This is a genomic window from Campylobacter sp. BCW_4323, assembly GCF_001763115.1.
Lineage (GTDB): Bacteria > Campylobacterota > Campylobacteria > Campylobacterales > Campylobacteraceae > Campylobacter_D > Campylobacter_D jejuni.
Window position 1 is genome coordinate 129,904 of sequence record NZ_MJYC01000087.1, and the last position, 22,777, is coordinate 152,680.

Below are 22,777 nucleotides of genomic sequence, written 5' to 3' on the forward strand. Positions count from 1 at the left end.
AAATATAAGTAAGATTTTGCTAGAATTTCGAGTTTAGAATAAAATTTTTGAGGAAACCATGAAAGATTTATTTTTATTTAGCTCTTTGCTTGATGCAAGTCATACTTTTTCTTATTTTTTTCACATAGGTTTGGTAGCTTTAATTGCTGTTATAGTGGCTATGATGGCTACTCGTTCTATGCAACTTGTTCCACGCGGTATGCAAAATTTAGGTGAGGCTTTTTTAGAGGGAGTTTTATCTATGGGTAGAGATACCATGGGAAGTGAAAAAAGTGCAAGAAAATATCTTCCTTTGGTTGCAACTTTGGGGATTATAGTGTTTTTTAGTAATATTATAGGCATAATACCTGGTTTTCACTCTCCAACTGCAAGTTTAAATTTGACTTTATCCTTGGCTATTATAGTTTTTGTATATTATCATTTTGAGGGTATTAGGGCACAAGGTTTTGTAAAGTATTTTGCTCATTTCATGGGACCTATTAAACTTTTAGCTCCTTTGATGTTTCCTATAGAGGTAGTCTCTCATCTTTCTCGTGTGGTTTCTTTATCCTTCCGTTTGTTTGGAAATATTAAAGGTGACGATTTATTTTTGATGGTAATTTTAGCTTTAGTTCCTTATATAGCTCCACTTCCTGCTTATGTGCTTTTAACTTTTATGGCATTTTTACAAGCTTTTATTTTTATGATTTTAACTTATGTATATTTAGCGGGTGCAACTGTTGTTGAGGAAGGTCATTGATCTATATTTTAGAATTTTTTAAAGGTGCATCTTTAGCTTTAATGCTTTTGTGCACCTTTTTTCTCCTTTTTAAATTTATATCTTATTTTTATCTTGTTTTGGGGTTTATTTTTAGCCTGCTTTTATTTTTGGTTTTTATGTTGTTTATAGAAAACTATGAACTTAAAAATCAGAAAAAATAGTTGTTTTATAATTTCATAATTTTAAAATTAAACAAATACAAATCAAAGTCTAATATTTAAAGCCATTTCTAAAAGAAAAAAAGATAAAATAAAGCATTTAAAAATTCAAGGAAATTTTATGTTTGAAGTAGTTATAGGTCTTGAAGTTCATACTCAATTAAATACTAAAACAAAAATCTTTTGTTCATGTGCAACTTCTTTTGGAGAGGCTCCAAATACTAATGTTTGCCCCACTTGTTTGGCCTTGCCAGGAGCTTTGCCTGTTTTAAATGAAGAAGCTGTAAAAAAAGCTATAGCTTTTGGAAAAGCTGTCAATGCAATAATTAATAAAAAAAGTGTTTTTAATCGTAAGAATTATTTTTATCCAGATTTACCTAAGGCTTATCAAATTTCACAATTTGATATCCCTATAGTAGAAAAGGGTGAGCTTTTCATCAATGTAAATGGTGAAAATAAACGCATAGGTATTACAAGAGCACACTTGGAAGAAGATGCAGGTAAAAATATCCATGAAAGTAATTTTTCTAAAGTGGATTTAAATCGCGCAGGAACTCCTTTGCTTGAGATTGTTAGTGAGCCTGAGCTTAGAAGTAGTGATGAGGCAGTAGCTTATCTTAAAAAACTTCATTCTATTATACGATTTTTAGACATTTCAGATGCAAATATGCAAGAAGGAAGCTTTAGATGTGATGCAAATGTTAGTATAAGGCCTAAGGGTGATACAAAACTTTATACTAGAGTAGAGATTAAAAATCTTAATTCTTTTCGTTTTATCCAAAAAGCTATAGAATATGAGGTAAAAAGACAAAGCGAGGCTTGGGAAGATGGAACTTACGAACAAGAAGTAGTTCAAGAAACCAGACTTTTTGATACGACAAATTTAGTTACGAGAAGTATGCGTGGCAAAGAAGAAGCGGCAGAATATCGCTATTTTCCTGATCCTGATTTATTGCCTGTTTTATTAAAAGATGAGTTTTTGGATATTAAAATCCCTGAACTTCCTGATGAGAAGAAAGCACGCTTTATAGACGAGCTTGGTATAAAAGAAAGTGATGCTGAGGTTTTAATCAGTTCTTTAGAAATGAGTCGTTTTTTTGAAAGTCTTATTTCTCAAAATTTAAATCCTAAACTTTGTGTAAATTGGTTAAATACTGAACTCATGGGACTTTTAAAAGGAGAATTGACTATAGAAAATTCTCCTGTAGATGCTCAAAAGCTTGGAGTTTTAATTAAACGCATAGAAGATGGCACTATCAGTGCAAAGGCGGCTAAAGATGTTTTGGCTTTTGTATTTGAAAATACTAGTGTGGAAATTGATGAAGCTATAGAAAAGCTAGGACTTAAGCAAGTAAGTGATGACTCAGCCATAGAAGCGGTGATTGAACAAATTTTAAATGCAAATGCTGATAAGGTTGCAGAGTATAAAAGTGGTAAAGAGAAGCTTTTTGGATTTTTTGTGGGGCAAGCAATGAAAGAAGGTAAAGGAGCTTTTAATCCTGCAAAAGTAAATGAAATTTTAAAAGCAAAGCTTGGTTGATGCGTATAGCGGTTATTGGTGCGGGAAAATGGGGCAGTGCTTTACATCTAGCCTTAAAAGAAAATCACAATTGCTTTATCAGTTCTTTGCATCAGCGTGATTTAGAAGATTTTGTTAGTATAAAAGAAGCTTTAGAATGTGAATATCTTATTTTTGCTTTAAGTTCTCAAGGGATGCGTGCTTGGCTTAAAGAAAATTTCATCAACAAAGGACAAAAAATTTTAATTGCTTCAAAAGGCATAGAAGATCAAAGTTGTCAATTTTTAGATGAAATTTTTTTAGATTTTGTGCCAAAAGAAAATTTTTGTGTTTTAAGCGGTCCTTCTTTTGCTGCTGAAGTAATGCAAAAACTTCCTACTGCTTTGATGATTAGTGGGATAAATCAAGAGCTTTGTAAAAAATTTGCGAGTTTTTTCCCTGATTTTATTAAAACTTATATTGATAATGATGTGCGTGGTGCTGAAATTTGTGGTGCTTATAAGAATGTTTTAGCGATTGCAAGTGGGATTAGTGATGGGTTAAAACTTGGCAATAATGCAAGAGCAGCATTGATTTCAAGAGGACTTATAGAAATGCACCGTTTTGGTAAATTTTTTGGTGCTAAAGAAGAAACTTTTTTAGGGTTAAGTGGAGCAGGGGATTTGTTTTTAACTGCAACCAGTGTTTTATCAAGAAATTATAGAGTGGGTTTAAAACTGGCGCAAAATCAAAAGTTAGATAGTATTTTAGCCGAGCTTAATGAAGTAGCAGAAGGTGTAAAAACTGCTTATGCTATAGAAAAATTAGCAAAAATGAAAGGAATTTATACACCTATTGTAAATGAAGTAGTGGCAATTTTTAAGGGTAAAAGTGTGCAAGAAGCAACGCAGAATTTATTAAAGCAAAATGATTAAGGAAAAATCATGATAATTAAAAATGCAAAAATTTATGGAGATTCTTTACAAGATATAGAGATTAAAGAAGGAAAAATTACCAATATTGGTTCTAATTTACAAGGTGAAGAAATTTTAGATGCTAAAGGTATGACTTTACTTCCATCTTTTGTGGATTTGTGTGTAAGTTTGAAAAATGATAAATTTTCTTTAGCTAATTTAGAGCTTTTAGAAAATGAGTGTCTAAAAGGAGGAATTTCTAGTATAGTTTTGCGTGATTGCATGGATTTTGATGAAGAAAGTTTTGCTTTATTTTTACAAAATTTAGCTCAAAGAAAGATGCAAATTTTTTCAAGTGTGCGGGTTAAGGATGCAAATGGCAAGCTTAAAAATTTAGCCACTCTTTTAAACAAGGGGGCTTGTGCTTTAGAGCTTGATAGCTCTTTGGATGCAAATACTTTAAAAGTAAGTTCACAATATGCTTTTATGAAAGACTCTCCAATTTTTGTGCGTTGTTATGATAAGGATTTTGATGATAATGGAGTGATGAATGATTGTGAAATGAGTTTTGAGTTAGGGCTTATAGGCATGAGTAAAATCGCTGAAACTAGCCAGATAGCTAAAATGAAAGAATTGGCTAAATTTTATAAAAATAAAGTTATTTTTGATCTTTTAAGTTTGAAAGATTCTTTATTATTATTAGATGAAAAGGATTTAAAACTTGTAAGCATTCATCATCTTATCAAAGATGATAGTGCTTGTGAAGATTTTAATACTGCTGCGAAACTTATGCCACCTTTAAGAAGCAAAGAAGATGTTTTGGCTTTAAGAGAGGCTTTAAAAGAAGGAAAAATCAGCTTTTTAACTTCCTTACATAGTGCAAAATCAATTTCTTTAAAAGATTTAGCTTTTGATGAAGCGGCCTTTGGAATCCATAGCGTATGCGAATTTATAAGTCTTTGCTATACTTTTTTAATCAAAGAAGGATTTTTAAATTGGCAAGAGCTTTGTCAATTTACAAGTAAAAATCCTAGTGAATTTTTAGGTTTAAATAGCGGAGTTATAGAAGTCGGAAAAGAAGCTAATCTAGTTCTTTTTGATGAGAATGAAGAAATTTTTGCTCCAAAAAGTTCTCTTTATTCTGAGGATAAACTTTTTGGAAAAATTAAAATGCATATAATTAAAGGAAAAAATATTTTAGAAAAATAAGCTTTACTTAAATTCCTAAAGATAGTTTAAATCCTAAAAATACAAGTGCTGCCATAATACCAGCGACTGGTAAAGTGATAATCCAAGCCAATCCTATAGGCTTCATCATAATCCAATTTGCGTTTTTATTATACACTCCTATACCCAAGATAGCACCTATGAGTATATGGGTGGAGCTAACAGGAATTCCAAATTGTGTAGCTAAGAGTATAACTATGCTTGCACCAAGTTCTGCAGAAAATCCAGTAGTAGGGCGTATGGTTGCAAGTTTTGAACCCACTGTAGTAATCACTTCTTTACCTAAAAACCAAAGCCCTACAACTAGAGCAACTCCAAACATAGCTAAGGCAGCAAAAGGTACAGGAGAAGTCGCGTTAATTGTGCCGTTTTTTAAGACATCTAAAATCGCTGCAAAAGGACCTATAGCATTGGCTATATCATTGGCTCCGTGTGAAAATGCAAAACTAGAGGCTGTAAATATTTGAAACCATGAGAAAATTCTATCAGTAGTTTTATTAAGTTCTGTTTTTTTAACGATTTTGACTATAGCAAATGTTACAACATAACTTATAGTTCCTATAATTCCGATAATCCAAAAGTTTTGTAAAATATCTAAAGTGCTAACATTATTTAAACCTTTAAATAAAAACATTGCCGAAATGATAGCAGCAGCAATACAAGCAATGATTGGCATATGAGTTTTTAAAATAGAGTAAATATCTATATCTTTTTCTTGATCCTTAAATTCCTTCATTTTATTTCTATAGAAATTATTTTCTTGTTCTTCCTCATCTAAAGCAATAGCGGAAAGTTCTTTAATTTGTTCTTCTTGGGATTTTGTTTTTAAATTTAAAAAATATTCTTCTTTGAATTTTTTTCTTTCTTTTTTGATATTTTTCAAATCATCATTTAGTTTTTCTGATGGTTTTAAAATTTTCTTATCAATATATGAATAAATAATATAAGCTACAATACCCCCTAAAAGAGGCGAAGCTACCCAAGAAATAGCTATTCTTAAAATTTCACTCCATTTAACCATGGAGAGTGTTTGAATCCCATCAAATTTTAAAAGCCCCATCATAATACTAGCACCTACAATCCCACCGACTATACTGTGTGTGGTTGATACAGGTAAGCCTTTCTTGGTTGCAATAAAAATCCAAACCCCAGAGCTTAAAAGTGCGGCAAGCATAATGATAACAAAAAGCATAGGATCTAAAGAATTTGGAAAAACAACAATACCGCTACGTATGGTCTTAGTAACTTCTGCGCCTGCGAAGATTGCCCCGCTTAGCTCAAAAACAGCTGCTATAATTAAAGCTTGTTTAATGGTTACTGTTTTTGCACCAACGCTTGTTCCAAAAGAATTGGCTACATCATTTCCACCTATATTAAATGCCATAAAAATGCCAAATATAGAAGCAAGAATAAAAAGAATGAGTTGATGTTGCGAAATATAACCAAATCCCCAAATAACAAATGCGATAGTGCTGATAATAAAAATAACAAAAGCTATGAGGTTGTCTTTTTGCATTAATAACCCTTTTTTATTTTAATTATACACTTATTTACTTTAAATTTGCTAATTTTAGTTTTTAGTCTTTGTGGAATTTTTATTTATATTATTTTTTTATAATAAATACTCAAACAAGAAATAATAAGGAATATAAGAATAATGAGGGGTATTTTTTATATAATAGCATTGTTTTCTTTACTCCATGCCGATGAACTTGCAGAGGCTTTAGTAAAAAATAATAATCAAAATTCTTGGGAGCACTTTGATTATAAAAACACCAAAGAAGCTCCAAAAATTCAAGAAGAGAATGTGGATTTTAAAAGTACTTTTGATAGCTTGCTTTCAAAAACTTTAGAAAATAATAATGGTATAGATAAAACAGATGGGAATTTAGATTTTCAAAACGAAAACGCGCAGGTTAAAAATTTAAGTTCTCTTTATGAGGGAGAGAATAATTCTTTGCTTTTTCAAAAAGAACTTTTTGTGGCTCAAGATAATTATAATTACTCAGGGGGCTTAATCAATCGTTATGAAAAAGATGAATTTTTATTTGGAGTTAATGGTTTTATTGACAAACAAAAGGAACAAAAAGATACTAAAAGCTTTGGTACAGAGTTTGGTTATAGTAAATTTATAAAGGCTTATAGTAATTATTACATACCCAATGAAGCAGAAAAAAATTTACAGCTTGGAATGAGTTTTGTAATTCCAACTTACACCGCTTTTGCTTTTGATATAAGCAAGGATAATGATAAAACTAATTATCAAGTATCTTACTCTCCTTATAGTGTATTTAGTTTAAATTTATTGCGTCGTGATTATAGCGCAAGAGAGACTGTTGATGATACCGTTGTTCAAGTTGGATTTAGTTTTAATTTCAATGAAAGTTTTTTAAAACAATTTAGGAAAAAAGATAATACTTTAGAGGAGGTTAATCGATATGATTTCCTCCAAAGAACCCATTAGTTCATTCCAGCATTATGGAATTTTTCTGGATTATCCATAGCATAGTTGAATTTTTCCCGATCAATTTGTTTATCCCAGATCGCAACGATTAAGGCTGCTACTGAATTTCCACAAAGATTTCCAACAGCCCTCATTTCAGACATAAATTTATCAACACCTAAAAGAACGCCTATAGCAGCTACTGGTAGAACTTGCGCTAAGGTTGCATTTGCTTCTGAAATTTCCATATTTCCTAGAGCTGCAAGCGTACTTCCAAGCACTATAAAACCTGATCCAGTTACACCCACTGCACCTTTTGAAGCTATCATTAATACTATTAAAATACTGATTTCGTGTGTTAAACTTAAATTTACATTAAAAGCTTGTGCTAGAAAGATTAAGCTCATAGCTAGATAAATATTTGTACAATCAAGATTAAAACTATATCCCGTTGGTAAAACAAGTCCGACTGTTGCTTTAGAAAGTCCCGCTTTTTCTAGTTTTCTCATTAAAGGAGCAAGTGCAGACTCGCTTGAACTGGTTGCAAAAACGATCAATACTTCTCTTGAGATAAATCTCATAAATTTGAAGATATTTACTTTTGCAAAATAACAAATCAGACCTAAGATTCCAAATATAAAAACAAGACATGAAATCAGCATCACTAAAAGTAAATATGCTAAGTTGATCAAAGAGCCAATTCCGTATTGAGCTATGAGTACAGCCATTGCTGAAAAGGCGGCAATAGGACTAAAATACATAATGATTTGTAGAATTTTAAAAACAAAATTTTGCACCACTTCAAAAACTCTTTGAATTGCCTGTTTATCTTCTATTCTCATTAAAGAAATAATCAAAGCAGTAACTATAGCAATAACTAAAACTTGTATGGTTTTTCCTTCTGTAAAAGGCGTGATAATATCAGTAGGCATAGCATCTTTTAAAATATGCATGATCTCAGAGCTTGCGCTTACTTCTGTGGTTTGAGAAATGTATTTTTGAACGCTTTTTGTATCAAGTTGACTTGGATCAAGATTCATTCCATGACCTGGTTGCATAACATTTGCCATAAAAATACCTATAGCAAGTGCTAAAGTACTTACAACTTCAAAGTAAATAACCGCTTTAGCACCAATACTACCTACTTTTTTTAAACTTTCAAGACTAATGATACCCAAAACCAAAGTAACAAAAATAATAGGACCTATAAGAACCTTTAAAGCACCTATAAAATAATCAACTCCTGGTTTGCTAGCAATGGCTAATTCTTTATCTGTATAGCCAAGTATAATACCTGTAATAATGCCTATAATCACCCAAAATCCAAGACTTTTTATAATACGTTTATATAAAGGCGGTTTTCTTTCAGCTAAAGTTTGACTTAAAGTTTCCAAGTTTATTCACTCCTTTTGATCTTTTGTGAAATATAATTTTAACAATGCGTATTGTAAATTTTAACAAAAAAACAAATCTAGAAATACTTTCTTTTATATGATATGACAATTTTTTATATAAATGTTACAAAATTTCTCATTATTTACATTATAAAATTTAAAATATTTTTTGAAAATTTTATAATTTAGTATACTTTTTATTGTTTATTATTAGTAATAATTCTATTTTTGATTTATTTGTTTTATTGGGATGTTTTAATTATGAAAGAAATAGTTTTGTCTGAAAATGCTTTAATTACTTCTAAAACAGATCTTAAGGGGAATATCATTTATGCCAATAATGACTTTTTACAATACGCAGGTTATAAAGTCGATGAGCTTTTGTATAAATCTCATAATATAGTAAGACATGAAGATATGCCACGTACTGTATTTAAATGTCTTTGGGATTATATTCAAAAAGGAGAAGAAATTTTTGCATTTGTAAAAAATAAAGCCAAGGATGGTAGTTTTTACTGGGTGTTTGCAAATGTAAGTGCTTCATTTGATGCCAATGGAGATATCATCAACTACTATTCTGTTCGTCGTGCACCCAATAGAAAATCTCTTCCTATAATTGAAGAAGTTTATAAAATTTTACTTGAAAAAGAGCAAAAATCAGGCATTAATGCTGGAGTTTCGGCTTTAATGGATATTGTAAGTTCTTATAAAATGACTTATAATGAACTTGTTTTTAACTTGCAAGAAGATAACTAAATAAGATATATTTAATCTTTTTTATTGTACAATCTTCGCCTAAAAATTAAAGTAATATATATTATTAAAGTGTTACTTTAATTTATGACTTCAAAAATTTTTAATAAAGGGGTAAATTTATGGTGAAAAATGGATTATTATTAACTATTTTTCTAAGTATTATCGGTGTTTTAGGTGCCATTTTTATTCATATTTATGTTGGAGTGATAATTTTTATTTTAATCGCTGTTTTAATGATTTATTTGCTTAGACAACACAAAGATGAGCAAATAATGATAGATAAACTTTTGGTTCTTTGTAGAGAGTTAAAAGAAGGAAATTTTGACAATAGAATGATCTATGTAAAAACAAAAAGCAAAAAATTAGCCGAAATAGCAGATAATCTTAACAATACTATTGATGGACTAGAAGCTTATTTAAGGGAAATTAATACTTCTATTTCTTGTTCCCAAAAAGGCGAATTTTATCGTAAGGCTTTGCCTGAAGGTTTAAAAGGAATTTTTGCTCATAATATCGAATTTATAAATAAAGCTTTAGCAAACATAGAAGTGACAGCAAGATCCACTTTTAAAAATGCTTTATCAAGAACTTTAATGGATTTAAGCCTTGGAAATCAAAATAAAGATATGTCTCAAATTTCTAGCTCATTAAATCAAGATATTAGCATGATGAAAAATGTATATGATACAGTTGATGCCATTACTCATACAGCTACAGAAAATGGCTCAGAGGTGGATTCTTTGCAAAGTGCCATGGGTTCTTTAATGGATGTTGTAAATTCGAGCAAGGAAACAGTACAAACTTTTGTGGCTAATTCCCAAAATATTACTTCAGTGGTTGAAGTAATACGCGATATAGCTGATCAAACCAATCTTCTAGCTTTAAATGCTGCTATTGAAGCTGCACGTGCAGGAGAACATGGTAGGGGCTTTGCGGTTGTGGCTGATGAAGTTAGAAAGTTAGCAGAAAGAACTCAAAGATCTACAAGCGAAATTTCCATTGCAATTCAGACTATGCAACAGGATTTTGTAAATATCCAAAGTGGCAGCGATCAAGTTTTTAACATTGTTAGTGAATCTGAAGAAAGAATTAATAAATTTTCTCAAGCTTTTAAACGTCTAGAAGAAAATAGTAGTGCTCTTGGTGTTAATTTTGGATCCTTTGCAAAGAGATTGATTTTATCTGTAGTTAAAATCGATCATATTCTTTATAAATCAAATATATATTTAAATTTAAATGGGGCTCAAAATTTCAATCTTGAAAGTGTAGATCCAATTTCTAATCTTTGCCAAGATGAGAGAGCTCAAGGTGTTATTAATGAACTTAGTTCTGAAACTGAGTTAAATTTAGCTAAAGAATTTATAAAAGATAACGCTAAAAAAGCAATAGAAGAATCAAGTCAAGATTATATCGATCAAAAAGCTTATGATGCGATTGTAAATGATATTAAATCACTAGAGCAAAGAAGTGCTGAAATCTTAGCAAAATTAAAAATATAAATTAAGAGGGTGGGGAAATGTCAAGAGAAATTTTTTTACAAGAAGATAGTTTAATTACTTCTAAAACAGATTTAAAAGGTAAAATAGTTTATGCAAATGATGATTTTTTAAAGTATGCAGGTTATACCATGGGTGAAGTTTTAAATAAACCTCATAACATAGTAAGACATGAAGAGATGCCAAAAACTGTTTTTAAATATTTATGGGATTATATGAGAGAGGGTAAGGAAATTTTTGCTTACGTAAAAAACAAAACTAAAGATAACAATTACTACTGGGTTTTTGCAAATGTAACTCCATCAATAGATATTAATAATAATATCATAGGCTATTATTCCGTTCGTCGTATGCCAAATAAAAGCGCTATTTCTACAATAGAAAGCCTTTATAGCGATCTTTTAAGAGTAGAACAGCAACAAGGTTTAAATAAGGGTGTTGAGATGCTTAAAAATTTCTGCAAAGATGCAGATAAAACTTATAATGAGTTAATTTTCTCTCTCCAAGAAGCTAAATAAATTTTTGTTAGGCTTAAAACGAGTTTGTTTTAAGTCTAAATATTATATAATCTTTCTTTTAAAAATTCACATTTTTCAAGGCAAAATATGTTTGATGTCATTGTTATAGGTGGTGGACATGCGGGTGTTGAAGCAAGTGCTGCTGCTGCTAGAATGGGTAAAAAAACCTTACTTTTAACTACATTGATTGAGCAAATAGGAGCAGCAAGTTGTAATCCAGCTATAGGTGGACTTGCAAAAGGGCATTTGGTAAAAGAACTTGATGCCATGGGTGGTCTTATGGGTGAAATCACCGATGAAGCGGGAATACAATTTCGCATTTTAAATGAAAGTAAGGGTGTAGCCGTTCAAGGAAGTAGGGCGCAAATTGATATGGATAAATACCGTATCATTGCACGTAATAAACTTTTAAAACTTCCAAATTTAGAAATTTCTCAAGAACAAGCGAATGCTTTAATCGTAGAAAATGATGAGGTTAAAGGCGTAAAAACAAATTTAGAAAATACATATTTTGCCAAAAAAGTGATACTTACAACAGGGACTTTTTTAAATGGACTCATTCATATAGGCGAAAATAAACTTCAAGCAGGAAGGGTAGGGGAGCTTGCTTCGGTAAATTTAGGCAATTATCTACAAACTTTGGGTTTAAAAATGGGGCGTTTAAAAACAGGAACTTGCCCAAGAGTGGATGCAAAAAGTATTGATTTTAGCGCACTTGAAATCCAAGATGGCGATGTAAATCCTAAAGCTTTTAGTTTTCGTTCAAGAAATTTTAATCCTACTCAACTTCCTTGTTATATCGCACGCACTAATACAACTACACATGAGATTATTAAGAATAATTTTTATCGTGCCCCACTTTTTACAGGACAGATTGAAGGCGTGGGGCCAAGGTATTGTCCTTCTATAGAAGATAAGATCAATCGTTTTAGCGACAAAGAAAGTCATCATCTTTTTATAGAGCCTCAAACTATCGATGCAACGGAGTATTATATCAATGGTTTTTCTACTTCTTTGCCCTATGAAGTGCAAACTCAAATGCTGCGTTCTGTAAAGGGTTTTGAAAATGCTAAAATAACCCGTTTTGGTTATGCTATAGAATATGACTATATAGAGCCAACTGAACTTAAGCATACTTTAGAACTTAAAAAGATTAAAAATCTTTATTGTGCAGGACAGATTAATGGAACTACAGGTTATGAAGAGGCTGCAGCACAAGGCTTTATGGCAGGAATCAATGCAAGTTTAAGCATAGATATGAAAGAGCCTTTGATTTTAAGGCGTGATGAAGCTTATATAGGAGTTTTAATCGATGATTTGGTGATAAAAGGTACAAAAGAACCTTATAGAATGTTTACTTCAAGAGCGGAATTTAGACTGCTTTTAAGGGAAGAAAATGCTATACTTAGACTTGGAAAATATGGCTATGATTTAGGACTTTTAAGCGAGCAAGATTTTACTTATATACAAAATATCGCAAACAATCTTCAAAAAGGACTTGAATTTTTACTTTCTAAAGAATTTACGCCTAATAACCAAAATAATGCTTTTTTAGAGAGTTTGGAAGAGGATAAAATTTCTTCTATAGTCAATCTTCAAAAAATTGTTGCAAGAGCAAGTTTTGATATAGAAAAATTAAAAAAACTTGACCCTATATTTAAAACCATGGATCATTACTCCTTAAGAGAGATTTTAAATGAGGCAAAGTATTATCATTACATTAGTATGCAAAAAGCTCAAGTAGAAAAAATGAAAAATCTTAGCGAGCTTAAAATTCCTGAAAATTTTGATTTTAAAAGTGTAAGCGGTTTGAGTAATGAAGTTGTAGAGAAGCTTAATCATCATAAACCTCCAACCATTTTTGCTGCAAGTCAAATCAGTGGAATCACTCCTGCGGCGTTGGATATTTTGCAAATTTATATCAAAATGCAAAAGAAAAAAGCTTAAATGCTTGCTTTTTTTATTTTTTTATCTACTTTAATTTTACTTTTTTGGCGTCCATGGAACTTACCTATTTGGGTATTTTCTAGTTTGGGGGCTTTTTTTGTTTTTATTTTTCAATTGGTAGATTTTAAAGACGCTTTTTTTGTTTTTTCTTTAGTTTGGGATAGTTCTTTAACTTTGGTTGGATTGATTATTCTTTCTTTTAGCTTGGAAGCTTTGGGATTTTTTGATTTTATTGCGAGTAAAATTTTGCATTTTTCTAGAGAGAAAAATCAAGACAAAATTTATATCAGCACAAAAAAATTGATGTTATTTTTGTTGATTTTTGTATTTTTTCTTTCTGCATTTTTTGCTAACGATGGAGCGATTTTAATCATTACACCTATTATTATAGCTTTATTTTCAACTCTTAAAGATTGCAAAAATCATGCTTTTATTTTAAGTTCTTTTTTACTTAGTCTTTCTTTTTTATGTGATGCAAGTTCAAATGCTTTGGTTATTTCAAATTTAACCAATATCATTACAGCAAATTATTTTAAGATAGAATTTTTAGAATTTGCTAAAAATATGTTTTTGCCAAATTTTTTTGTTTTGCTTTCTGCTATAGTTATGGTTTTTGTGCTTTATGTGAGAGTTTTACCTAAAAGGCTTGAATTTAAATTAGTCAAAAAAGAGCAAATTTCATCGAAGTTGTTTTTTCTTTGCATAGTATTTTTACTTCTTTTTGTGATCAGTTTTTTTATAGGTGAAATTTTTGATATTAAAATAAGTTTTTTTGCTTTGCTTTGGGCGGGAATTTTTTGGCTTATTGTTTTAAAAATTCAAGGTAAAAAAAGTATTAAAATTCTTTTTGAAGCACCTTATGGAGTTTTGCTTTTTAGTTTTGGGCTTTATATGGTAGTTTTTGCTTTACATAAAATAGGTGTGAGTGAAATTTTGGTTAAAAGTTATGCTTTTTTGATGCAAGGTAAGAGTGGAATTTTTGGCGTGGCTTTGATTTCAGCTTTTGGATCTTCTGTGTTTAATAATTTGCCTATGGTTTTAATCGGAGATTTGGCATTAAAAGAATATTTTGAGAATTTTTCTTTTGATACTTTGATGATTTATGCACATCTTTTAGGTGTAAATATAGGCCCAAAACTTACGCCAATAGGTTCTTTGGCAACTTTGCTTTGGCTTGGAGTTTTAGCTAGAAAAGGCATTAATATTTCTTTTTGGCAATATTGTAAATTTGGCTTTTTGATAACTTTACCTGTGCTTGTTTTTTCTCTTTTTGCTCTTATTGTCTAAATATCAAAACTTGTTAAACAAAGAAAAAATTTATTTTAATTTCGATAAACTTTTAACTTGGTTAAAAAATAAAATCGAAAGGACAAGTTATGGCTACATCTGAGAGTAGACGAAGCTTTATGGGTTTTGCATTTGGAAGCGTAGCTGCTGTAGGTGGTGTTTTCTCGCTTGTTGCGATGAAAAAAACTTGGGATCCGCTTCCAAGTGTTAAAGCTGCAGGTTTTACTACAGTGGATTTATCGGGAATGCAAGATGGAGAGCTTAGAACTATAGAATGGCGTAAAAAGCCTATTTTTATATTAAAAAAAGATGCGAGTATGCCAAAAGATGCAAAACGCGATGTTGTGGTAGATAACGCAGCTTATACTGTGGTTATAGGACTTTGTACGCATTTAGGTTGTATACCTGCTTACCAACCAAGTGAGCAATTGTTTAAATGTGCCTGTCATGGTGGAGAATTTGATACAAGTGGAAAAAATGTTTTTGGACCTCCTCCAAAGCCTCTTGAAATTCCTCCTTTTAAAATTGATGGAACCAAACTTGTTTTAGGCGAAGAGGGTCCTGAATATAAAAAAATGATAGCGGAGGCTTAAGATGGCGCAGATTAGAAAAGCTAATGGCCTTTTAGATTGGCTTGATCAAAGACTTGCAGTACATAAACTACTTGATGTTTTAATGGTAAAGTATTGGATACCAAAGCAAATTAACTTTCTTTGGGCAATGGGGGTTATTTTAACCACTCTTTTTGCAGTGCTTTTTGTTACAGGACTTTTACTTGTAATGTATTATAAACCAGATACTGCACTTGCTTTTGATAGTGTGAATAAGACTATTATGCAAGAGGTGGATTATGGATGGCTTTGGCGTCACATGCATGGTGTTGCCGCTTCTGTTGTATTTTTGATTATATACATACATATGTTAACAGGAATTTATTACGGTTCTTATAAGAAAGGTCGTGAGATGATTTGGGTTAGCGGTATGCTTTTGTTTGTTGTATTTTCTGCTGAAGCTTTTAGTGGGTATATGCTTCCTTGGGGACAAATGAGTTATTGGGCAGCTCAAGTAATCACTAATCTTTTTGGAGGGATACCATTTATTGGCCCTGAACTTGTGATTTGGATTCGTGGAGATTATGCGGTTTCTGATCCAACTTTAACAAGATTTTTTATGCTTCATGTGTGCTTGCTTCCTATAGTTATCATTGCTATTATAGCATTTCACTTCTATTCTTTAAGAATTCCTCATGTTAATAATGAAATTTCTGAAGAACTTGACTTTGACTTAGAGGCTGAAAAGTACATGGTAGGTGACACAAAGGGTTCTAAAGTGATTCCTTTTTGGCCAGGATTTTTATCAAAAGATTTTATGTATATAAGCTTTTTTATGATTTTCTTCTTTTATTTAGTCTGTTTTAAATTTGAATTTGCAATGGATCCAATTAATTTTGATCCGGCTAATGCGCTTAAAACACCAGCTCATATTTATCCTGAGTGGTATTTCTTATGGAGTTATGAAGTTTTAAGAGGATTTTTCTTTGATATTGCAGGTATTAAAGCTTTTGATATAGGTTTGGCTGCATTTGGTATTGCTCAAGTGATTTTCTTCTTGCTTCCTTGGCTTGATAGAAGTGATGTTGTAAAACCAGCCCATGAAAGACCTTTATTTTTCATTTGGTTTTGGATATTGCTTATTGATTTAATTGTTTTAACAGTTTATGGAAAATTACCTCCAACAGGTGTAAATGCTTGGGTAGGATTTTATGCTTCTATAGTATTTTTACTTTTACTTATTGTAGTTTTACCGGTTATTACTATTATGGAGAGAAAAGGAGCTAAACAATGAGAGAAATAAAAATATTTTTAGTTGTAGTAGTTTTTACTGCACTTGTATATTGGGGGGTAGAGCCTTATGCTCATTCAGTGATGAAACCTCATGTTGCTCCTGCAAATTTTGATTTTGCTGTAGAAGATACTACTTTTGCAAAAGGTATAGTTGAAGCTAAAGAATTAGCTCTAAAAGATGCACAAGCTTCAGGAGATGCTAAAAGAATAGAGAGTGCAAACAAAGAACTTGAAAAAGCAAAAGAAGAATTAAGCAAGGTTGAAACACTTTGGGCAGATGTTGCAAAGATCGATTTTGCAAAGGGTGATGCGAAAAAAGGTAAAGAATTTTTTGAAAATAACTGTTTTGCATGTCATGGTGTAAAAGAAGATGGAATAGCAGCTAATATCACCGATTCTTCTATGGGAGTAATACCACCTGATCTTAGTGCAGCTGGTGCTATTTTTGATGAAAAATTTTTAGCAGCTTTGATTATGCATCCTGCGCTTGCTTTAAAAGTAGATCATAAATTTGGTGATGCTTTTATTATGACAGCTTACAATAAAGATACTTCAGGAGAAAGTGAAGAAGCTACAAATGCAAATATAGCCAATGTAATTGCTTATCTTAAAGATGTGAGTGTTAAATTTGAAGCCAATGAAGATGCTACTATTAAGAAAGATGTTGAGGCAAAATATGCTAAAATGGAAAATAGTGCTCAAAAAGCGGCTTTAATGGAAAAAGATATAAAATTTGCTAAAGATAAAGCAACTTTTATTGAGGCTTGCGGACGTTGTCATGATATGAAATACGATAGCTTTTTTACTCCATCAAATCAAAATGATTTAAAAACTTATTTAGGTTCTGTTCCGCCTGATCTTTCTATGATGATAAGATCTCGTGGTGAGCAATATTTACATGATTTTATTAATAACACTCAAAAACTTCTTCCAGGAACCGCTATGCCAAGAGTAGGTTTAACAGAAGCTGCACAGGCTAAGGTTGTATCTTATATTGATCAAGTGGGTGATAGCAAAAAAGAAGAAAGAAAAACTACAGGAATTTATGTAATGATATTCTTTGTAATTTTAAGTATTTTTGCTATAGGTTGGAAGCGTTCTGTTTGGTCTAAATTACATTAATATTACATTTTTTGCCATTATTTAATGATAATGGCAAAAATCTTATTTTTTCTTCATTTTTATTAATTTTTAATATTTAAAGAGAGATACTTCAAAATATAATTATTTTAGAATTTAGGAGTATTTTATGTTAGAAAAAACTTTAATCAAATCTATTTTAAAAAAATGGGATTATGGGGATTTTAGAGTTGTTTTTTGGGATAAAGAAGAATTTTTTATCGGAAACAAACCTGCTAAATTTTCTTTAATTTTTAAAGAAAAAATTCCTTTTTTGGAGTTATTTGGTGATACAAGTTTAGTTTTTGCAAGACATTATATGCAGGCAAAACTTGACATAGAGGGCGATTATGATGAAATGGCTAGGGTATTATATTATTTTTCTAATCAGCAATTTTTTAAAACCAAAAAAGATGTATTGAGTAAAATAACTCAAAAGCAAGAAAGTAAAAATATCAAAAGTCATTATGATATAGGTAATGATTTTTATAAGCTTTGGCTTGATGATACTATGAGCTATTCTTGCGCTTATTTTAAAGAGCCTAATAATACTCTTTATGAAGCTCAAATTAACAAAATAGAACATACCCTTAAAAAACTTGATTTAAAAGAAGGAGAAAAGCTTTTAGATATAGGTTGTGGCTGGGGTTGGCTTTCTATTATGGCGGCTCAAAAGTATGGAGTTAAGGTTGTTGGAATTACTATTTCAGAGGAGCAGTGTAAAAAAGCTAAGGAAAGAGTAAAAGAACTTGGTCTTGAAGATAAAATAGAAATAAGACTTCAAAATTATCAAGATTTAGAATTTGAAAATTATTTTGATAAAGTTGTTTCTGTGGGTATGTTTGAACATGTAGGTAAAGAGAATTTAGGACTTTATTTCATGAAAGTAAAACAAGTGTTAAAACCTGGAGGTTCTATGCTTTTACATTCTATTTTAGCCATGTTTGAAGGAAAAACAAATGCTTGGATAGATAAATATATTTTTCCAGGAGGATATTTACCTTCTTTAAGAGAGGTTGTAAGTGCTATGAGCGAGTGGGATTTTCATCTTCTTTTAGCAGAAAGTTTAAGAATGCACTATGCAAAAACTTTAGATTTATGGGATGAAAATTTTAACAAAGTATTAGACAAGGTAAGGGAAAAATATGATGAAGAATTTATAAGAATGTGGGATTTGTACCTTCGTTCTTGTGCCTCTGCTTTTCGTGTTGGAAGCGTGGATTTGTTTCAATTTTTAATCACAAAAGAAATCAATAATAATCTAAGTCTTACCAAGGACTACATATATAAGTAAAAACTAAACTTAAATTTGATAAAATCTTAGCTTCATTTCACACACATCAATCCTTTTTAGCTTGTGTAAATTAAGGGATGTGGAGGAATAAAGCTAAATTTATAAGGAGAAACTCATGGTTAGTATGAGAGATTTATTAGAATGCGGTGTGCATTTTGGACACCAAACAAGACGCTGGAATCCAAAGATGAAAAAATTCATTTTTGGCGAGAGAAAAGGTATTTATGTAATTGATTTACAAAAAACTTTAAGATATTTTAGATATACCTATAATATCGTTCGTGACGCTGCTGCTGAAGGAAAAACTATACTTTTTGTTGGGACAAAAAAACAAGCAGGTGGAGCGATTAAAGAATACGCTGAAAAATGCGGTATGCCTTATGTAAATCATAGATGGCTTGGCGGTATGATGACAAATTTTGGTACCATTCGCCAATCAATTAGAAAATTAGAAGTAATTGAAAAAATGGAAGAAGATGGAAGTATTAAACTTTTAACTAAAAAAGAAGCTTTAATGCTTACAAGAAAAAAAGAAAAATTATTAGCTTATTTAGGTGGAATTCGTTATATGAAAACTCAACCTGATATGATTTTTGTTATTGACACAGTAAAAGAAAAAATTGCTGTTCAAGAAGCAAATAGATTAAGAATTCCTGTTGTAGCTCCACTAGATACAAACTGCGATCCTGACTTGGTAACTTATCCTATTCCAGGAAATGATGATGCAATCCGTTCAGTGCAACTTTTCTGCCAAGAAATGGCTGAAGCGATTAATGAAGGAAAAGCTTTAAGAGAACAAGATGGCGAAGCTTTAGCAAATGAAGAAAAAGAAATCACCGATGAAGAGAAAAAAGAAGTTTTAGATGAAGCGATGAGCGAAGAAGACTTCGGTGAGGAGCAAGAATAATGGCTGAAATTACTGCTGCAATGGTAAAAGAACTCCGCGAAAGTACAGGCGCGGGGATGATGGATTGTAAAAATGCTTTGAGTGAAACTAATGGAGATTTTGATAAAGCAGTACAACTTTTAAGAGAAAAAGGTTTAGGTAAGGCTGCTAAAAAAGCAGATAGACTTGCTGCAGAAGGTTTAGTAAGTGTAAAAGTAAGTGATGATTTTACAAGTGCAACTGTAAGTGAGATTAATTCCGAAACAGATTTTGTGGCAAAAAATGATCAGTTTATCGCTTTAACAAAAGATACCACAGCCCATATTCAAAGTAATAGCTTACAAAGTGTGGAAGAACTTCATTCAAGCATAATCAATGGCGTAAAATTTGAAGAATATTTAAAAAGTCAAATTGCAACTATAGGAGAAAACTTAGTTGTAAGAAGATTTGCAACTTTAAAAGCAGGTGCTAACGGTGTTGTAAATGGTTATATCCATACAAATGGCCGTGTTGGTGTTGTGATCGCTGCAGCTTGTGATAGCGCTGAAGTGGCTTCAAAATCAAGAGATTTGTTAAGACAAATTTGTATGCATATTGCAGCAATGAGACCAAGTTATTTAAGTTATGAAGATTTGGATATGACTTTTGTTGAAAATGAATACAAAGCTTTGGTTGCTGAACTTGAAAAAGAAAATGAAGAAAGACGCAGACTTAAAGATCCAAATAAACCTGAACATAAAATTCCTCAATTTGCAAGTCGCAAACAATTAAGCGATGCAATTTTAAAAGAAGCTGAAGAAAAAATCAAAGAAGAGCTTAAAGCTCAAGGTAAACCTGAAAAAATTTGGGATAATATTATCCCAGGTAAAATGAATAGCTTTATAGCAGATAATTCTCAACTTGATAGCAAACTTACTTTAATGGGTCAGTTTTATGTAATGGATGATAAAAAAACCGTAGAACAAGTGATCGCTGAAAAAGAAAAAGAATTTGGCGGAAAAATTAAAATTGTCGAGTTTATTTGCTTTGAAGTTGGCGAAGGTTTAGAAAAGAAAACTGAAGATTTTGCGGCTGAAGTTGCTGCACAACTTTAAAAACGGTTAAAAATGGAACTCTTAAGAGCGGAAAATTTAAGCCATAGTTTTGATTATCCGCTTTTTGAGGGTTTAAATCTTGCTTTAAATACTAAAGATTGCATTGCTATTCAAGGGAGTAGCGGTTGTGGCAAATCTACTCTTTTGCATATACTTTCTTCTTTATTGATTCCAAAAAAAGGTGAAGTTTTTTTTAAAGGTTCTAGTCTTTATCAGATAGATGAAAACGAAAGATTAAAAATTCGCCGTTATGATTTTGGTATTATTTTTCAGACACATTATCTTTTTAAAGGTTTTTCAGCTTTAGAAAATATCGAACTTGCTAGTGTTTTATCGGGTCAAAATTTAGATGAGAAAATTTTAAAAAGATTAGGTATTGATACGCTTTTACATCAAAAAATAGGAAAGCTTAGCGGCGGACAACAACAGCGTGTGAGTATCGCGCGCGTGCTTTGTAAAAAACCAAAGATTATTTTTGCTGATGAAGCAACTGGAAATTTGGATTTTGATAATGCTAAAAATGTTATCGAGCTTTTAATATCCTATGTTAAAGAAAATGATGCAGCTTTATTTTTTGTAACTCACGATAGCAAGCTTGCAAGTTTTTGTGATAAAACTTATACTATAAACGCCAATGGAATTTGTTAATTATTTAGGTGATAAAAATGTTGTAACTTTTATGTTGCTTCTTGCTAGAATGAGTGGTCTTATAGTTTTTTTTCCTTTTTTTTCACATAATTCTATTCCTATGGTGATAAAAAGTACTATAGTTTTATTTTTGACTATGTATTTATATCCTTTGGCTAGATTAGAATCTTTGCATTTAGATAGTTTTTTTGTTTTACAGCTTATTAGTGAAGTGATTTTTGGAATGATAGCAGGATTAATGCTTCAAATTATTTTTGCTATTATTATGATGGCAGGTGAGCAGATTGCTTTTACTATGGGATTTACTATGGCAAGTATATTAGATCCAAGTTCTGGAACGAGTATGCCTATTACGGCACAAATTTTAAATTTGCTTGCTTTGATGTTTTTTCTTGCTTTTGATGGTCATCATTTAATGCTTTTGTTTTTAAGTCATTCTTTGGGTTATATTAGTTTAGGTGGATTTTATCCGCATGAGAATTTAATGCATTATCTAAATATGGGTATGTTTAATATTTTCATCATAGGTTTTACTATGAGCTTTCCCATACTTGGAATTTCACTTTTAGCCGATGTTATTTTTGGACTTTTGATGAAAACAATGCCACAATTTAATCTTTTAGTTATTGGATATCCTATAAAGATAGCTTTAGGCTTTGTAGTTTTGATTGCTATTTTACTAGTTATGATGCAATATTTTAAAAATTTAATTTTAGAACTTTTTACTCATATGCAAACTCTTTTTTTCTCCTAAGGAAAGGATAAATGAAATTATCGTAAAATAGTGATTATTTTTCAAGGATTAAAGTGATGAAAATTTTACTTTTAAATGAAAACCCTGTAGTTTCAAGACTTGTAAGCCTTAGTGCTAAAAAAATGTCTTATGATTTTGAAGAACTTAATGCTTATAGTGAAAATTTGGGTAATTATGATGTGATTGTCGTAGATAGTGATACTCCAGCACCTTTAAAAATTCTTAAAGAAAAATGCGATAGATTGATTTTTTTAGTCCCGCGAAATCAAAATGTAGATATAGATGCACAAATTTTACAAAAACCTTTTTTACCTACAGATTTTTTAAATTTACTTAATAATAAAGATACAAACAAACATACATCTATTGATTTGCCAATATTAAGTAATGATGAAAATCCTTATGCTGATATAAGCTTGGATTTAGATAATTTAAATTTAGATGATTTGCCTGATGAAAATTCTTTAGATATAAATTCAGAGGGAATGGAAGATTTGAGTTTTGATGATGATGCTCAAGATGATAATGCAAACAAAGCTTTAGAAACTCAAAATTTAGAAGATGAAAATTTAGAACAAGAAACAACTAAAGAACAGACTCAAGAAGACATTCAAACTGATTTAGATTTAACTTTGGAAGATGGCGGAAGCCAAAAAGAAGACTTAAGCCAAGAACATACAGCTTTGGATACTGAGCCTAGTTTAGACGAACTAGATGATAAAAATGATGAAGATTTAGAA

21 protein-coding genes and 1 pseudogene are annotated in these 22,777 nt (G+C 31.0%); 20 read left to right on the forward strand and 2 right to left on the reverse strand.

Annotation, left to right across the window (positions count from 1 at the left end):
• Window positions 1-58 precede the first annotated feature (58 nt).
• From AJN60_RS09100 to AJN60_RS09120, 5 genes are all read left to right on the forward strand, one after another.
• Window positions 59-739 (forward strand): F0F1 ATP synthase subunit A, encoded by a 681-nt coding sequence (locus tag AJN60_RS09100; RefSeq protein WP_070286317.1) that lies wholly within the window; start codon window positions 59-61, stop codon window positions 737-739.
• Entirely contained in the window at window positions 736-921 is a 186-nt protein-coding gene (locus tag AJN60_RS10075; protein ID WP_044779077.1) for a hypothetical protein, read from the forward strand. Before AJN60_RS09100 ends, AJN60_RS10075 begins: the two co-directional genes overlap by 4 nt.
• A gap of 118 nt (window positions 922-1,039) precedes the next feature.
• Window positions 1,040-2,458: an Asp-tRNA(Asn)/Glu-tRNA(Gln) amidotransferase subunit GatB gene (gene gatB / locus AJN60_RS09110; protein WP_070286318.1), complete on the forward strand. Its 1,419-nt coding sequence runs from the start codon at window positions 1,040-1,042 to the stop codon at window positions 2,456-2,458.
• Entirely contained in the window at window positions 2,455-3,351 is an 897-nt protein-coding gene (locus AJN60_RS09115) for an NAD(P)H-dependent glycerol-3-phosphate dehydrogenase (protein ID WP_079254419.1), read from the forward strand. Before gatB ends, AJN60_RS09115 begins: the two co-directional genes overlap by 4 nt.
• Window positions 3,352-3,360: 9 nt before the next feature.
• Window positions 3,361-4,539 (forward strand): metal-dependent hydrolase, encoded by a 1,179-nt coding sequence (locus AJN60_RS09120; RefSeq protein WP_002861903.1) that lies wholly within the window; start codon window positions 3,361-3,363, stop codon window positions 4,537-4,539.
• Between the two features lie 7 nt (window positions 4,540-4,546).
• Here AJN60_RS09120 and AJN60_RS09125 read toward each other — a convergent pair whose 3' ends face one another.
• Window positions 4,547-6,073: an inorganic phosphate transporter gene (locus AJN60_RS09125; protein ID WP_070275093.1), complete on the reverse strand. Its 1,527-nt coding sequence runs from the start codon at window positions 6,071-6,073 to the stop codon at window positions 4,547-4,549.
• A 141-nt stretch (window positions 6,074-6,214) separates the two neighbouring features.
• Here AJN60_RS09125 and AJN60_RS09130 point away from each other — a divergent pair, with 141 nt between their 5' ends.
• Window positions 6,215-7,021: an inverse autotransporter beta domain-containing protein gene (locus AJN60_RS09130; RefSeq protein WP_002861901.1), complete on the forward strand. Its 807-nt coding sequence runs from the start codon at window positions 6,215-6,217 to the stop codon at window positions 7,019-7,021.
• Here the strand turns inward: AJN60_RS09130 and AJN60_RS09135 are convergent.
• Window positions 7,018-8,394 (reverse strand): cation:dicarboxylate symporter family transporter, encoded by a 1,377-nt coding sequence (locus AJN60_RS09135; RefSeq protein ID WP_070233542.1) that lies wholly within the window; start codon window positions 8,392-8,394, stop codon window positions 7,018-7,020. The two genes, AJN60_RS09130 and AJN60_RS09135, sit on opposite strands and share 4 nt — an antisense overlap.
• A gap of 261 nt (window positions 8,395-8,655) precedes the next feature.
• On the opposite strand from AJN60_RS09135, the gene cetC reads away from it, so the two are divergent.
• From cetC to AJN60_RS09205, 14 genes and pseudogenes are all read left to right on the forward strand, one after another.
• Window positions 8,656-9,150, forward strand: coding sequence for an energy taxis response protein CetC (gene cetC / locus AJN60_RS09140; RefSeq protein ID WP_002861899.1), 495 nt, complete (start codon window positions 8,656-8,658; stop codon window positions 9,148-9,150).
• Between the two features lie 752 nt (window positions 9,151-9,902).
• Window positions 9,903-10,649 (forward strand): methyl-accepting chemotaxis protein, encoded by a 747-nt coding sequence (locus AJN60_RS10210; RefSeq protein WP_374700111.1) that lies wholly within the window; start codon window positions 9,903-9,905, stop codon window positions 10,647-10,649.
• 17 nt (window positions 10,650-10,666) lie between these two features.
• Window positions 10,667-11,164: a bipartate energy taxis response protein CetB gene (cetB, locus tag AJN60_RS09150; protein ID WP_002861897.1), complete on the forward strand. Its 498-nt coding sequence runs from the start codon at window positions 10,667-10,669 to the stop codon at window positions 11,162-11,164.
• An 87-nt stretch (window positions 11,165-11,251) separates the two neighbouring features.
• The gene (mnmG, locus tag AJN60_RS09155) at window positions 11,252-13,111 is read left to right on the forward strand and encodes a tRNA uridine-5-carboxymethylaminomethyl(34) synthesis enzyme MnmG (protein WP_070286319.1); all 1,860 of its coding nucleotides are present in this window, start codon (window positions 11,252-11,254) and stop codon (window positions 13,109-13,111) included.
• Window positions 13,112-14,398, forward strand: a complete 1,287-nt coding sequence (locus AJN60_RS09160; RefSeq protein ID WP_070286320.1) for an arsenic transporter — start codon at window positions 13,112-13,114, stop codon at window positions 14,396-14,398. It begins immediately after the preceding gene.
• An 89-nt stretch (window positions 14,399-14,487) separates the two neighbouring features.
• Window positions 14,488-14,991, forward strand: coding sequence for a ubiquinol-cytochrome c reductase iron-sulfur subunit (locus AJN60_RS09165; RefSeq protein ID WP_070286321.1), 504 nt, complete (start codon window positions 14,488-14,490; stop codon window positions 14,989-14,991).
• A gap of 1 nt (window position 14,992) precedes the next feature.
• The gene (locus tag AJN60_RS09170) at window positions 14,993-16,243 is read left to right on the forward strand and encodes a cytochrome b (RefSeq protein WP_070286322.1); all 1,251 of its coding nucleotides are present in this window, start codon (window positions 14,993-14,995) and stop codon (window positions 16,241-16,243) included.
• Entirely contained in the window at window positions 16,240-17,364 is a 1,125-nt protein-coding gene (locus tag AJN60_RS09175) for a cytochrome c1 (protein ID WP_002852693.1), read from the forward strand. Before AJN60_RS09170 ends, AJN60_RS09175 begins: the two co-directional genes overlap by 4 nt.
• Before the next feature lie 127 nt (window positions 17,365-17,491).
• Window positions 17,492-18,655 carry an SAM-dependent methyltransferase gene (locus AJN60_RS09180; RefSeq protein ID WP_002861892.1) on the forward strand — a complete coding sequence of 388 codons (1,164 nt, stop codon included), beginning with the start codon at window positions 17,492-17,494 and terminating at the stop codon, window positions 18,653-18,655.
• 115 nt (window positions 18,656-18,770) lie between these two features.
• Entirely contained in the window at window positions 18,771-19,562 is a 792-nt protein-coding gene (gene rpsB / locus AJN60_RS09185) for a 30S ribosomal protein S2 (RefSeq protein WP_002853455.1), read from the forward strand.
• Entirely contained in the window at window positions 19,562-20,635 is a 1,074-nt protein-coding gene (gene tsf / locus AJN60_RS09190; protein WP_002866193.1) for a translation elongation factor Ts, read from the forward strand. The genes rpsB and tsf overlap by 1 nt, the downstream gene beginning before the upstream one ends.
• Before the next feature lie 12 nt (window positions 20,636-20,647).
• Window positions 20,648-21,283, forward strand: coding sequence for an ABC transporter ATP-binding protein (locus AJN60_RS09195; protein WP_002870701.1), 636 nt, complete (start codon window positions 20,648-20,650; stop codon window positions 21,281-21,283).
• The gene (fliR, locus tag AJN60_RS09200) at window positions 21,270-22,037 is read left to right on the forward strand and encodes a flagellar biosynthetic protein FliR (RefSeq protein ID WP_002859266.1); all 768 of its coding nucleotides are present in this window, start codon (window positions 21,270-21,272) and stop codon (window positions 22,035-22,037) included. The genes AJN60_RS09195 and fliR overlap by 14 nt, the downstream gene beginning before the upstream one ends.
• Before the next feature lie 56 nt (window positions 22,038-22,093).
• Window positions 22,094-22,777, forward strand: a pseudogene (locus tag AJN60_RS09205) (highly acidic protein); the annotation flags it as partial.

What these genes read in the sequence shown, in the direction of transcription:
- gatB (WP_070286318.1), top strand. Translation starts at nt 1,040, where the DNA reads ATGTTTGAAGTAGTTATAGGTCTTGAAGTTCATACTCAATTAAATACT.
- cetB (WP_002861897.1), top strand. Translation starts at nt 10,667, where the DNA reads ATGTCAAGAGAAATTTTTTTACAAGAAGATAGTTTAATTACTTCTAAA.
- fliR (WP_002859266.1), top strand. Translation starts at nt 21,270, where the DNA reads ATGGAATTTGTTAATTATTTAGGTGATAAAAATGTTGTAACTTTTATG.
- AJN60_RS09125 (WP_070275093.1), bottom strand. Translation starts at nt 6,073, where the DNA reads ATGCAAAAAGACAACCTCATAGCTTTTGTTATTTTTATTATCAGCACT.
- mnmG (WP_070286319.1), top strand. Translation starts at nt 11,252, where the DNA reads ATGTTTGATGTCATTGTTATAGGTGGTGGACATGCGGGTGTTGAAGCA.
- AJN60_RS09120 (WP_002861903.1), top strand. Translation starts at nt 3,361, where the DNA reads ATGATAATTAAAAATGCAAAAATTTATGGAGATTCTTTACAAGATATA.
- rpsB (WP_002853455.1), top strand. Translation starts at nt 18,771, where the DNA reads ATGGTTAGTATGAGAGATTTATTAGAATGCGGTGTGCATTTTGGACAC.
- AJN60_RS09180 (WP_002861892.1), top strand. Translation starts at nt 17,492, where the DNA reads ATGTTAGAAAAAACTTTAATCAAATCTATTTTAAAAAAATGGGATTAT.
- AJN60_RS09130 (WP_002861901.1), top strand. Translation starts at nt 6,215, where the DNA reads ATGAGGGGTATTTTTTATATAATAGCATTGTTTTCTTTACTCCATGCC.
- AJN60_RS09170 (WP_070286322.1), top strand. Translation starts at nt 14,993, where the DNA reads ATGGCGCAGATTAGAAAAGCTAATGGCCTTTTAGATTGGCTTGATCAA.
- tsf (WP_002866193.1), top strand. Translation starts at nt 19,562, where the DNA reads ATGGCTGAAATTACTGCTGCAATGGTAAAAGAACTCCGCGAAAGTACA.
- AJN60_RS09100 (WP_070286317.1), top strand. Translation starts at nt 59, where the DNA reads ATGAAAGATTTATTTTTATTTAGCTCTTTGCTTGATGCAAGTCATACT.
- cetC (WP_002861899.1), top strand. Translation starts at nt 8,656, where the DNA reads ATGAAAGAAATAGTTTTGTCTGAAAATGCTTTAATTACTTCTAAAACA.
- AJN60_RS09165 (WP_070286321.1), top strand. Translation starts at nt 14,488, where the DNA reads ATGGCTACATCTGAGAGTAGACGAAGCTTTATGGGTTTTGCATTTGGA.
- AJN60_RS09195 (WP_002870701.1), top strand. Translation starts at nt 20,648, where the DNA reads ATGGAACTCTTAAGAGCGGAAAATTTAAGCCATAGTTTTGATTATCCG.
- AJN60_RS10210 (WP_374700111.1), top strand. Translation starts at nt 9,903, where the DNA reads ATGGGTTCTTTAATGGATGTTGTAAATTCGAGCAAGGAAACAGTACAA.
- AJN60_RS09175 (WP_002852693.1), top strand. Translation starts at nt 16,240, where the DNA reads ATGAGAGAAATAAAAATATTTTTAGTTGTAGTAGTTTTTACTGCACTT.
- AJN60_RS09160 (WP_070286320.1), top strand. Translation starts at nt 13,112, where the DNA reads ATGCTTGCTTTTTTTATTTTTTTATCTACTTTAATTTTACTTTTTTGG.